General features: G+C 38.6%; 15 protein-coding genes. 12 read left to right on the forward strand and 3 right to left on the reverse strand.

Features of this window, described 5'->3' with window-relative positions; all coding sequences use genetic code 11:
• The first annotated feature begins 4 nt into the window (after positions 1-4).
• The 11 genes from I573_RS05220 to truA all read left to right on the forward strand — a co-directional run bounded on the left by I573_RS05220 (position 5) and on the right by truA (position 6,973).
• A complete protein-coding gene (locus I573_RS05220) occupies positions 5-649 on the forward strand; it encodes an adenylate kinase (RefSeq protein ID WP_016185980.1) in 645 nt (214 codons plus the stop codon).
• 183 nt (positions 650-832) lie between these two features.
• On the forward strand, positions 833-1,051 hold the full coding sequence (gene infA, locus I573_RS05225) for a translation initiation factor IF-1 (RefSeq protein ID WP_002288695.1): 219 nt from the start codon (positions 833-835) through the stop codon (positions 1,049-1,051).
• 32 nt (positions 1,052-1,083) lie between these two features.
• Positions 1,084-1,200, forward strand: coding sequence for a 50S ribosomal protein L36 (rpmJ, locus tag I573_RS05230; RefSeq protein WP_002288710.1), 117 nt, complete (start codon positions 1,084-1,086; stop codon positions 1,198-1,200).
• Positions 1,201-1,218: 18 nt separating this feature from the next.
• Complete coding sequence (gene rpsM, locus I573_RS05235) at positions 1,219-1,584, forward strand: 30S ribosomal protein S13 (RefSeq protein ID WP_016185979.1); 366 nt, start codon at positions 1,219-1,221, stop codon at positions 1,582-1,584.
• A 27-nt stretch (positions 1,585-1,611) separates the two neighbouring features.
• A complete protein-coding gene (gene rpsK, locus I573_RS05240; protein WP_016185978.1) occupies positions 1,612-2,001 on the forward strand; it encodes a 30S ribosomal protein S11 in 390 nt (129 codons plus the stop codon).
• Positions 2,002-2,080: 79 nt separating this feature from the next.
• Entirely contained in the window at positions 2,081-3,019 is a 939-nt protein-coding gene (locus I573_RS05245; protein WP_016185977.1) for a DNA-directed RNA polymerase subunit alpha, read from the forward strand.
• Positions 3,020-3,044: 25 nt separating this feature from the next.
• Complete coding sequence (gene rplQ / locus I573_RS05250; protein ID WP_016185976.1) at positions 3,045-3,425, forward strand: 50S ribosomal protein L17; 381 nt, start codon at positions 3,045-3,047, stop codon at positions 3,423-3,425.
• Positions 3,426-3,699: 274 nt separating this feature from the next.
• The gene (locus I573_RS05255) at positions 3,700-4,539 is read left to right on the forward strand and encodes an energy-coupling factor ABC transporter ATP-binding protein (RefSeq protein WP_016185975.1); all 840 of its coding nucleotides are present in this window, start codon (positions 3,700-3,702) and stop codon (positions 4,537-4,539) included.
• A complete protein-coding gene (locus I573_RS05260; RefSeq protein WP_035020581.1) occupies positions 4,515-5,381 on the forward strand; it encodes an energy-coupling factor ABC transporter ATP-binding protein in 867 nt (288 codons plus the stop codon). Before I573_RS05255 ends, I573_RS05260 begins: the two co-directional genes overlap by 25 nt.
• Positions 5,371-6,168 (forward strand): energy-coupling factor transporter transmembrane component T family protein, encoded by a 798-nt coding sequence (locus I573_RS05265; RefSeq protein ID WP_016185973.1) that lies wholly within the window; start codon positions 5,371-5,373, stop codon positions 6,166-6,168. The genes I573_RS05260 and I573_RS05265 overlap by 11 nt, the downstream gene beginning before the upstream one ends.
• Before the next feature lie 61 nt (positions 6,169-6,229).
• Positions 6,230-6,973: a tRNA pseudouridine(38-40) synthase TruA gene (truA, locus tag I573_RS05270; RefSeq protein WP_016185972.1), complete on the forward strand. Its 744-nt coding sequence runs from the start codon at positions 6,230-6,232 to the stop codon at positions 6,971-6,973.
• Between the two features lie 171 nt (positions 6,974-7,144).
• Here the strand turns inward: truA and glnA are convergent, their stop codons facing one another.
• The 3 genes from glnA to rpmB form a co-directional block, all read right to left on the reverse strand.
• Positions 7,145-8,485 carry a type I glutamate--ammonia ligase gene (gene glnA / locus I573_RS05275; RefSeq protein WP_016185971.1) on the reverse strand — a complete coding sequence of 447 codons (1,341 nt, stop codon included), beginning with the start codon at positions 8,483-8,485 and terminating at the stop codon, positions 7,145-7,147.
• Between the two features lie 162 nt (positions 8,486-8,647).
• On the reverse strand, positions 8,648-11,236 hold the full coding sequence (locus I573_RS05280; protein ID WP_016185970.1) for a YfhO family protein: 2,589 nt from the start codon (positions 11,234-11,236) through the stop codon (positions 8,648-8,650).
• A 127-nt stretch (positions 11,237-11,363) separates the two neighbouring features.
• Complete coding sequence (gene rpmB, locus I573_RS05285; protein ID WP_016185969.1) at positions 11,364-11,552, reverse strand: 50S ribosomal protein L28; 189 nt, start codon at positions 11,550-11,552, stop codon at positions 11,364-11,366.
• 263 nt (positions 11,553-11,815) lie between these two features.
• Between rpmB and I573_RS05290 the strand changes: the two genes are divergently transcribed.
• On the forward strand, positions 11,816-12,178 hold the full coding sequence (locus tag I573_RS05290) for an Asp23/Gls24 family envelope stress response protein (RefSeq protein ID WP_016185968.1): 363 nt from the start codon (positions 11,816-11,818) through the stop codon (positions 12,176-12,178).
• Positions 12,179-12,182: the final 4 nt, after the last annotated feature.

Below are 12,182 nucleotides of genomic sequence, written 5' to 3' on the forward strand. Positions count from 1 at the left end.
CAGAATGAACCTCGTTTTAATGGGACTTCCCGGTGCAGGTAAAGGAACGCAAGCGGAACGTATCGTTGCAGCTTACAACTTGCCTCACATTTCAACCGGCGATATGTTTCGTGCGGCTATGGCCAATGAAACAGCGCTAGGTTTAAAAGCAAAATCTTACATGGATCAAGGAAATCTAGTACCTGACGAAGTAACCAATGGGATCGTTAAAGAACGTTTAGATGAAGCAGACACTGCGAATGGCTTCTTATTAGATGGCTTTCCTCGCACGTTAGACCAAGCAAAAGCGTTAGATGAGATGCTAAAAGAACTTGGAAAGAAACTAGATGCTGTAATTGATATCCATGTACCTGAAGAAATTTTAGTTGATCGCTTAACTGGTCGCTTTATGTGCCGCAATTGTGGTGCAACGTATCATCGTGAGTTCAATCCTCCAAAAGTGGAAGGTACTTGTGATAAATGCGGAGCGCACGAGTTTTATCAACGAGAAGATGATAAGCCTGAGACGGTCAAGAATCGTCTAGCTGTCAATATTAAAAGTAGTGAACCAATATTGAATTATTACAAAGAAGAAGGTTTATTACAGTCTATTGATGGGAATCGTGAAATCGATGCTGTGTTTGCAGATGTACAAAAGATCATCGAATAACGATCGATTGCCCGTAACCGACTTGAAGGCTGAGTGACTTTCTCTTGATATAATTAACCTGGCATGTTATAATGTGTCAGTCCGACTTCTTTAACGAGAAGTTTTTGAGAATATTAGGTGGAAGCATTGCATTCCGCCGTTTTATCGTGTGAAAATGCGAAAAAGTACAAGGAGGTACTGTGCGTGGCAAAAGAAGATATGATTGAAGTCGAAGGTACAGTCGTCGAAACTTTGCCGAATGCAATGTTTAAAGTCGAATTGGAAAATGGACATCAAGTTCTAGCAACAGTTTCTGGTAAGATCAGAATGCACTACATTCGTATTCTACCTGGAGACAAAGTAACGGTTGAATTATCACCGTATGATTTGAACCGTGGCCGTATTACTTATCGCTTTAAATAATTGTACTCCGTAAAAACACAGGAGGTATTATCATGAAAGTAAGACCATCAGTAAAACCAATGTGTGAACATTGTAAAGTAATTCGTCGTAAAGGACGCGTTATGGTGATTTGCCCAGCAAATCCAAAACATAAACAACGTCAAGGATAACCGGAGGTGTAACAAACTATGGCTCGTATTGCAGGAGTAGATATTCCTCGTGATAAACGTGTAGTCGTTTCTCTTACTTATATTTATGGTATTGGTAACACGACTGCGAAAAAAGTTTTAGCTAACGTTGGTGTTTCAGAAGAAATTCGTGTACGTGATTTAACAAACGAACAAACTGACGCTATCCGTGCTGAAATCGATAAATTAAAAGTTGAAGGTGACTTACGTCGTGAAGTTAACTTAAACATCAAACGTTTGATGGAAATCGGTTCTTACCGTGGAATCCGTCACCGTCGTGGATTACCAGTTCGTGGACAAAACACGAAAAATAATGCACGTACTCGTAAAGGCCCTTCTAAAACAGTTGCAGGCAAGAAAAAATAATTTTTAAGTGAAGGAGGTTAAATCTTCATGGTAGCAAAAAAAGTGAATCGTAAACGCCGTGTCAAAAAGAATATTGAAGCTGGGATTGCACATATCCACTCAACATTCAATAATACAATCGTAATGATCACTGATACTCATGGTAACGCGTTAGCATGGTCATCAGCTGGTGCATTAGGATTTAGAGGAAGCAGAAAATCAACTCCTTTTGCCGCTCAAATGGCAGCAGAAACTGCAGCTAAAGTAGCAATGGAACATGGATTAAGAACATTAGAGGTAACTGTAAAAGGTCCTGGTTCAGGACGTGAAGCAGCAATCCGTTCATTACAAGCAGCAGGCTTAGAAGTGACTGCAATCCGTGACGTGACTCCAGTTCCTCATAATGGGTGCCGCCCTCCAAAACGCCGTCGTGTTTAATGAGTGCTTCTCATTTGAGTTTTAAGTATTACGTCATTGAACAAGACACTTTTCGTTTTGAAAGGGGTAAGAGATAAGAATGATCGAATTCGAAAAACCAAGAATTGCAAAGATTGATGAAGAAAAAGATTATGGCAAGTTTATCGTTGAACCGTTAGAACGTGGATACGGTACGACATTAGGTAACTCTTTACGTCGTATTTTATTGTCTTCTTTGCCAGGGGCAGCAATCACGAATATTCAAATTGATGGCGTATTGCACGAATTCTCCACAGTAAAAGGTGTTCGAGAAGACGTGGCGCAAATCATCTTGAATATCAAAGGCCTAGCATTAAAAATGTATGGCGAAGATGAAAAAACCCTTGAAATCGATATTGCAGGTCCTGCTACAGTAACTGCTGGCGACATCCTTGTTGACAGTGATGTAGAGATCTTAAATAAAGATATGTATATTTGTACTGTTTCTGAAGGTGCTACTTTCAATGCTCGCTTAACCGTGAGACCTGGACGTGGATATGTTCAAGCAGACGAAAACAAAAAAGAAGACATGCCAATCGGTGTGTTACCTGTTGATTCTATCTATACACCAGTACGTCGTGTAAACTACCAAGTAGAAAACACTCGTGTCGGTCATAGAGATGATTTTGACAAACTAACAATGGAAATTTGGACAGATGGCTCAATTGAACCATTAGATGCAATGAGTCTAGCTGCAAAAATCATGACTGAACATTTAGACATTTTCGTGAATCTTACTGATGAGGCTAAACATGCTGAAATCATGGTAGAAAAAGAAGAAACGCAAAAAGAAAAAATGTTAGAAATGACGATTGAAGAACTAGATTTATCTGTACGTTCTTATAACTGTTTAAAACGTGCAGGAATTAATACTGTACAAGAATTAACTAATAAGTCTGAACCTGAAATGATTAAAGTACGTAATTTAGGACGCAAATCACTTGAAGAAGTGAAAGCGAAATTACATGACCTTGGTCTAGGGTTACGCAAAGACGATTAAACCTTTTTGAAGGAGGGGAAACCAAGTGAGTTATCGTAAATTAGGACGCACGTCTAGTCAACGTAAAGCGATGTTGCGTGATTTAACAACTGATTTATTCATTAACGAACGTATCGTGACGACTGAAGCTCGTGCGAAAGAAGTTCGCTCAACTGCAGAAAAAATGATCACTTTAGGTAAACGTGGTGATTTACACGCACGTCGCCAAGCTGCGGCATTCGTTCGTAATGAAGTAGCAAGTGTTCGTGAAGAAAACGAAGGGATCGTAGTTGAATCAGCTTTACAAAAGCTATTCAATGATATCGCACCTCGTTACACAGATCGCCAAGGTGGCTATACTCGTATCTTGAAGACAGAACCAAGACGCGGAGATGCTGCTAAAATGGTTATCCTAGAACTTGTTTAAAATCACACTTATCATCACTTTAGAGATGCATACAAGAGTGTTATGATGTTGGAAAGTTCAGACTTTCCGAGTCTAGCTCAGCGCTACCCCCTAGTTTGACTAGGGGGTATGCACTCATCATAAAGTGTAAGTGTTTTTTTTTACTCTCGAGTAGCTGTCTTGACAGCTTTTGGAAAGTGAAAAAAACTAAAAGCGCAAAACGTGTGGGAATCATTGCGTTTGAGCGCTTTTTTTGGTAGTGTTTGAAAGTAGACCAAATAGTGAGGGGAATAATATGGAACCGATTGTGGAATTAAAAGACTTAACGTTTCGATATCAACCAGATGATGAAAAACCAGCTTTAGATCAAGTTTCTTTGACGATCAATGAAGGAGAATGGGTGGCCATCATCGGGCATAATGGTTCAGGAAAATCAACCTTAGCAAAAACAATCAACGGCCTGTTATTGCCAGAAAATGGTGAAGTCCGTGTTAAAGGACAAACATTAGCAGAAGAAAATATCTGGGCGATTCGCCGAGCGGTTGGAATGGTCTTTCAAAATCCTGACAATCAATTTGTTGGGGCTACGGTCGAAGATGATATTGCTTTTGGGATGGAAAATCAAGGGATCCCTCGTGAGGATATGGTCACGCGTGTTCAAGAAGCTTTAGAACAAGTACGTATGACACCCTTTGCGACTAAAGAACCCGCACGTCTTTCTGGTGGACAAAAGCAACGTGTGGCCATTGCAGGTGTCGTAGCATTACGGCCAGATGTCATTATTTTGGACGAAGCAACGAGTATGTTAGATCCTGAAGGTCGCTTTGAAGTAATCGAAGCAGTAAAAAAAATCAAAGAAAAAAATCAATTGACCGTAATTTCGATTACCCACGATATCGATGAAGCAGCAAATGCCAATCGAGTATTGGTCATGAAACAAGGGCGTTTGTTCAAAGAAGGAACACCAGAAGAGATTTTTTCAGCTGGGCCAGAATTAATTGAACTGGGGTTAGATTTACCGTTTCCTGAAAAACTAAAATTAGCTTTAAAAGCACAAGGATTAGAAGTACCTAGTCAGTATTTGACCGAAGAAGGGATGGTGGAATGGTTATGGACATCCGTTTTGAACAAGTAGATTTTACCTATCAACCGAATAGTCCATTTGAACAACGCGTTTTATTTGATTTAGATTTTCAAATCAAAGACGGCAGTTATCACGCGCTTGTTGGCCATACCGGTTCGGGAAAATCCACGATCTTACAGCATTTGAATGCATTGTTAAAGCCAACAAAAGGTACGGTGACGATTGGTGATCGTGTCATTACGCCTACAACAAATAATAAAAATTTAAAACCATTACGCAAAAAAGTAGGGATCGTATTTCAATTTCCTGAATCACAGTTATTTGAAGAGACCGTTGCAAAAGATATTATGTTTGGTCCTAAAAATTTTGGTGTATCCGAAGAAGACGCAGCTAAGTTAGCAGAAGAATATATCGAATTGGTCGGTTTGCCGCTTGAAACCTTGAAAAAATCACCGTTTGATTTATCTGGCGGACAAATGCGACGTGTCGCCATTGCAGGTGTACTCGCTATGGAACCAGAAGTCTTAGTGTTGGATGAACCAACGGCAGGTCTTGATCCACAAGGACGTCGTGAGATGATGGCGATGTTTGCCCATCTACAAAAAGAAAAACAGTTGACGATTGTACTGGTAACCCATTTGATGGACGATGTAGCAGATTTTGCGGATTATGTGACCGTTTTAGAAAAAGGACGCGTTGTCAAACAAGGAACACCCAATGATGTCTTTCAAGACGTTGCATGGTTAGAAGAAAAGCAATTAGGTGTACCGACAGCGGCAGCATTTGCCAAACGTCTTCAAGAAAAAGGTTGGACATTTAATGAACTTCCGTTGACTGCTGAAGCATTAGCTAAAGTGATTTTGACGAAGGAGGGGCTTGCCCATGATGAATAAACTGATTTTTGGCCGCTATATTCCAGGCGATTCGATTATTCACCGTTTAGATCCTAGAACAAAATTACTGATGAGTTTTTATTTTATCGGGATTATATTTTTAGCTAATAACTGGCAAAGCTATTTATTTTTAGCCGTCTTTACATTTATTGCTATTTTACTGTCTAAGATCAACTTGGGCTTTTTCTTACGAGGAGTTCGCCCGCTATTGTGGCTGATTATTTTTACAGTAGCCCTTCAAATGTTCTTTACTTCCGGTGGAGAAGTCTATTGGCAATGGGGAATTTTTCGTTTGACGGAGTTTGGTGTAATAAATGGGATTTTTATTTTTTGTCGCTTCGTGTTGATTATTTTTATTTCAACTTTACTGACATTAAGTACACCGCCACTCGCTTTATCTGATGCGATCGAAGCGATTTTACGTCCATTAAAAGTAATTAAATTTCCTGTGCATGAAATTTCTTTGATGTTATCGATTGCCTTGCGGTTTGTTCCGACATTAATGGATGAGACAGAAAAAATCATGAATGCGCAACGTGCGCGTGGGGTCGATTTTGGTGAAGGTAGTATCGTGCAGAAAATGAAAGCCATCGTACCCTTATTGATTCCGCTATTTGTAAGTAGTTTTAATCGTGCGGAAGACTTAGCCACCGCAATGGAAGCAAGAGGATATCAAGGCGGCGATGGTCGCACGAAATATCGTATTTTACATTGGCAAGTAAAAGATACACTCACTGTGATCGTGTTTGTATTTGTGACAATCGGATTGGTTTGGTTAAAAAATTAGAAAAAACGAAAGCAACTGCCAAGCTTAGATGCAGTTGCTTTTTTTGTAGGAGTGAAGAATTATGGTAAGATATAAAGCAATTATCGCGTATGATGGTACGAATTTCCACGGATTTCAGCGTCAACAAAATGCACGTACCGTTCAAGAAGAGATCGAAAAAACATTGACCAAAATGGCTAGTAAACGAATTGAAATTCATGGTTCTGGACGAACAGATGCAGGAGTTCATGCATTAGGTCAAGTGATTCATTTTGATTTTCCTTATCCACGTCCATTAGAAAAAATGCGTTTTGGATTAGATACACAAACACCAGAAGATATTGCGGTGATTGAAGTAGAAGAAGTAGATGAAGCATTCCATGCCCGCTATTTAGTCAAAGAAAAAACGTATCAATTTCGCGTGCAACTTGGAAAACCAAGAAGTCCGTTCACTCGTTTTTATGCGAGTTATTTCCCATATGATATCGAGTTAGCAAAAATTGAACGCGCATTACCTGATTTTTTAGGAACGCATGATTTTACCTCATTTTGTGCTTCGGGAAGTTCGATCGAGGATAAAGTGCGGACAATCTATGAGGCAAGTGTGACATGGAAAGAAGAAACACAGGAATTAGTCTTTACATTTCGTGGGGACGGATTTTTATATAAAATGATTCGCATTATGGTGGGCACACTATTAAAAATTGGCAACCACCGAATGGATGAAACGAGCATTCCAGCAATTATTGCCGCCAAAGATCGTAATCTAGCAGGACCGACTGCTCATCCTGAAGGGTTATATTTAAAAGAAGTTAAATACGACTAAAAAAGAGGCTGTGACAGAAGTGATCAGCTCCAAGAAACAAGCCGAATAATTCCGGTAATAGGATCATCTATTTCGGTAATTATTCGGCTTGTTTCCTTAGGAGCTACTTTTGGAACACCGTTCATTCGTTTTTAGGGGGTGTGACAGAATTCTGTCACACCCCCTTTTTTATTAATATAATTCTAAGTATTGCTCACGTTCCCACTCAGTAACCGCTTGTCTAAAGGATTGCCATTCGATCGTTTTTGCTTCATAGAAGTTGTTAAAAATATGACTTCCTAATGCTTCAACAATGACATCATCTTTACGTAGCGCTTTTAAGGCTGAACGTAGTGTACCAGGTAAGTCAAAGATATTTACTGCTTCACGTTCTTCTTCCGTCATCACATAGATGTTACGGTCAACTGGTGCTGGAGCTTCTAATTTATTTTCGATTCCATCTAAACCAGCTGTTAATAATGCAGCTAGTGCCAAGTATGGATTCGCACTTGGATCCACTGAACGTAATTCTAAACGAGTAGATAGACCACGAGATTCTGGTACACGAATCAATGGTGAACGGTTGCGACCAGACCAAGCGATGTATACAGGTGCTTCAAAACCTGGAACTAAACGTTTGTAAGAGTTAACTGTTGGGTTACAAACTGCAGTATACGCTTTGGCATGTTTCATTAAACCAGCTAAAAATTGGTAAGCTGTTTCGCTTAATTGCATCTCGCCTTTTGGATCAAAGAAAGCATTCTCGTTGCCTTTAAATAAAGACATATTACAATGCATTCCTGATCCGTTGATTCCATATAAAGGTTTTGGCATAAATGTTGCATGTAAGCCATGTTTACGTGCAATCGTTTTTACGACCAATTTGAAGGTTTGGATATTGTCACATGCTTCGATTGCATTGGCATATTTAAAATCGATCTCATGTTGTCCAGGAGCCACTTCATGGTGAGAAGCTTCTACTTCAAAGCCTAGATCTTCTAATTCTAATACGATATCACGGCGACAGTTTTCACCTAAGTCAGTTGGTGCAAAGTCAAAATAACCACCTTGGTCATTTAATTCAGTTGTAATATTACGGTTTTCATCTAAACGGAAAAGGAAAAATTCAGGTTCAGGTCCTAAGTTAAATGATGTAAAGCCAAGTTCTTCCATTTTAGCTAAGGCGCGTTTTAAGTTTCCACGAGGATCTCCAGCAAAAGGAGTACCATCTGGATTGTAAATATCACAGATCAAACGAGCGACTTTGCCGTGTTCATTTTCCCATGGGAAGATCATCCAAGTATCTAGGTCAGGGCGTAAGTACATATCACTTTCTTCGATACGTACGAAACCTTCGATTGATGAACCATCAAACATCATTTTGTTGTCTAATACTTTATCTAATTGTGAAACTGGAACTTCTACATTTTTGATTGTTCCCATAATATCAGTAAACATTAAACGTAAAAAGCGTACATGTTCTTTTTTCACGATCTCTTTGATTTCTGCTGCTGTCGTATTTACTTTTGGCATAATAACTTCCCATCCTTTTTCCGTAATTTTCTAATGGCTCATTTTAATCGATCTTTCATGTAAAGAAATATAACATGAGAACTTTAGTCTTGTAAACTCTTTTTTTGAAAAAAGTCATGAAAAAAACCGAGCGAATGAAAAAACTCGCTCGGTTTGGCTTATTTAGTGGTTTTTTTGAAGGTAACGCTGATAGAAAAAGAAAAGCAATAGACAACTGATAAAGAAGAAAATCCCCATTTTTAGTCCTGGTGGGAAATAACGTAACACAATTTTGTGTTCTCCTTTAGGGATTTTCAGACTAATCAGTCCATCTTCAAATTCTGTCACCGCTACTTTTTTTCCATCCAATGTAGCGCTCCATCCTTTATCGTAGGGGATAGTCGTGACTAAAGTTTTTGCTTCATCGGCAGTTACGGTTGCTTTTGCACTACGATTTCCTGTTTTAAACGCAACACCATCTGTTTTGATCTCTTCGATTGCTTGTGTATAGGCATCGGTATTTAAGGTGATCACTTTAGGTGTTTGGAAAGTCACTTGATCTGTCCCATATAAACTTAGAGTGAACGTTACAGTCTGTGTTTGGTCGTAGTAGCCTAGATCATAATATTGTCCATTGATATTGATCTGTGTTTTTCGTTGTTTTCCGTTGACAGTAATGGATGCTGAAGAGCTCTGCAGCTGATTAAAATCAGTTGGAAATAGACTTAAATAAGCTTGTGTATGTGCAGGGATCGTGACTTCATAAGTCAGTTCTTTGGCCACATTAGGTGTGATCTCTTTATACGTTACTTGTTCGCCAACCGTACTGATTGTCGTATTATTCGATTGAATCATTTGGATTGGCTCAAAGGCAAAGTATGTTTGGTCTAAGCCAGAAAGATAGTTCATCAGATTCGTTTGATTTTGTAGATTATCGTTGGCAATGATTTTTGGTTCTTTACGCGTTTCAGGTATTGTAAAACCTAATGGTAGCGCGTATTCATTTTGATAGAGCGTATACGCTCCTTTTTGCGCTATTTTTTTAAAGCCGAATTTGTCAAAGCCACTCGATGCGATATTGTATTTGATTCCTGTGAAGGCATCCATTAGTAGCGTGTTATTATTGTAGCGAATATTTAAATTAGTGCCGCGCGAGCGAAAACCTAAATCATTTAAATAGGTTGACGAATGACGATTGCGAATAGAAGAAAACATATTGATTCCAGCATAATTGTAAGCAAAGCTATCATTTGAAGAAACTGGGTCAAGATTTTCTAAACGGTAAAAGGTGTCTGATGCTTGTTTGGTCTGATCGACAAGCGATTGGATCGAAGGTTGAGGATCGGTATACAAGCTACGTGAAGCGTAGTTCCAATCTTCCAAAATACCATGGACCATTGCATTTGCATTTAGACTGACTTCCACACCGATCGTTAATAACAATAGAATCGACAATTGCTTACGTGAAAGTAATTTTAAAGAGGTCCCACTCATGCACACAAAATAGACGAGTAAAAAAATGATCGTCAATGCAAATGAAGTGATCGTTAAGTATGCATGTGTTGTTTTATCAACGGCTCCATATGCAAATGTGAAGCCTAATAGTAAAAGCAAGATACTAAATAGATAAGTAGGTAACTCATGTTTGGTCAAACGTTCCCAACCAAAACCTGCTAGTGTAATGACTAAAAATGATAACAGGTAAGCAAAACGGAATAAAAACATATTTGGTGCGTGCATTCCTTGCCAAAATAAATTAAACGGTTGGAAATAAAAACTAATTAAGAGTAGTAAAGCGATGGCACCGAAACTAAGTTTTTGACGTTTAGAGATTGCTCGTGTCAAAAAGAAGAAGACCGCAAGTGTTAACGGAAACAAGCCGACATAGATAAATGGGATCGATCCATATTTTGTCGTATCATAGACACCGACCATATTTTTGATGAAGAAATCAAATACCCCGGTAGCTTCTGTTTTCCATGATGTGATTTTTGTAAATTCTTCTCCATTGGTTCTTAAATCTAAAATAGCAGGTAAAACCATGATCAATGAAGCACCACTGGCAAGCAGAGCACTTAATGTATAGGGAAGAATAGATTTCTTGCTTTGAGGCCATTCTGTAAATAAAAGTGCCAGATAATACATTCCTGAAAAGAGCGCGACCATAAATCCCATGTAAAAATTGCTAATGAATAAACAAAGATAACTATAAAATAAAAGACGTGGTTTTTGTTGCTCGATCAGGCGATGAATCCCCCAGATGATTAATGGTAAAAATGTAAATGTATCTAACCACATGATGATTTCAGAATGGGCAATAGCAAAAGACATTAATGCATAGCAAAGCGACAAGATCAATTGATTCCAACGATTTAATTGGAACGTATGATTGGCAAATAACCAAAAACAAAGACCTGCGCTACCGATTTTTAATAGCGTGATGACATAGAGTGCATCTGGCATGTATTGATTTGGAAAGAAAATCACAAGAGGGGTGAAAAAACCACCTAAATAATAGGAAATCAACGATAGATAATTTAATCCTAAAGAGCCACTCCATGTGTAAAAAAGACTTTGCTTTCCTAAAAGCATATTGCGGAAACTTGCATGAAAATTCGAAAATTGTGCAAAAGCATCACTGGCTAAGATACTGCGATCACTTCCCGGATAGATCCCGATACTTAAATAAATGAACATCATAATAACTAAAGGGAGTGCAAAACTTGCGAGTAAATAACGCCAATTGTAGCGAAGATATGCGGTTATAGACATAAAAAACCTCCAATGAAAATTCGATAAGATTAGTGTACCATAAGAAGAAAAAAGGGGGGAATATGGATATTTGGACAAAGAAAAAAACCGTCCATAAGCGAACGGTTGTTAGTTCATGTGGATTAGATTAAACGCGCTCAACTTTTCCAGATTTCAAAGCACGAGTTGACACCCAAACTTTTTTAGGTGTTCCGTCGATCATCACGCGAACTTTTTGTAAGTTAGGTTTTACTGTGCGTTTAGTCGCATTCATTGCGTGAGAACGGTTGTTTCCACTTTTAGTCTTACGTCCTGTAAAGTAGCAAACTTTAGCCATGTGTTTATTTCCTCCTTTTGCCTTGATGTGGAGCGCTATAATTCGGCTCATACCAAATGAATTTACCACATTTTACACTCTAATGCAAGAAAAAACTGAGTCTAGATTGACTTTTTTGTGAAATCGTTGTAAATTTAAGCAGTTGTTTGTTTTTGTCACAATCGGTCGAACTTGAACTTCGGGATCGTTCTTTTATTTACCCTATAACTATGGTAAAATACTATAGTAGAAATAGGCGAAAAACCTGTTAAGGAGGCTATCTAATGGCTGTTAAAATTAAAACTGCATCAGGAATTATCGAAATCTCAAATGAGGTGATCGCAACAGTTGTCGGCGGAGCTGCAACAGATGTTTTTGGGATCGTCGGTATGGCAAGCAAAAATCAAATTAAAGACAATATCAATGAAATTTTACGTAAAGAAAACTATTCACGTGGTGTAGTGGTACGCCAACAAGAAAATGGGATTGCAGTAGACGTCTACACGATCGTCAGCTATGGCACAAAAATTTCTGAAGTGTCACGCAATGTACAAGAAAAAGTGAAATATAATTTGGAAACCATGTTAGGAGTGCGTGCGAATTCGGTGAACGTATTTGTTCAAGGAGTCCGTGTGTTACCCGACTAGTAGA

It is taken from the genome of Enterococcus sulfureus ATCC 49903 (assembly GCF_000407605.1).
Lineage (GTDB): Bacteria > Bacillota > Bacilli > Lactobacillales > Enterococcaceae > Enterococcus_G > Enterococcus_G sulfureus.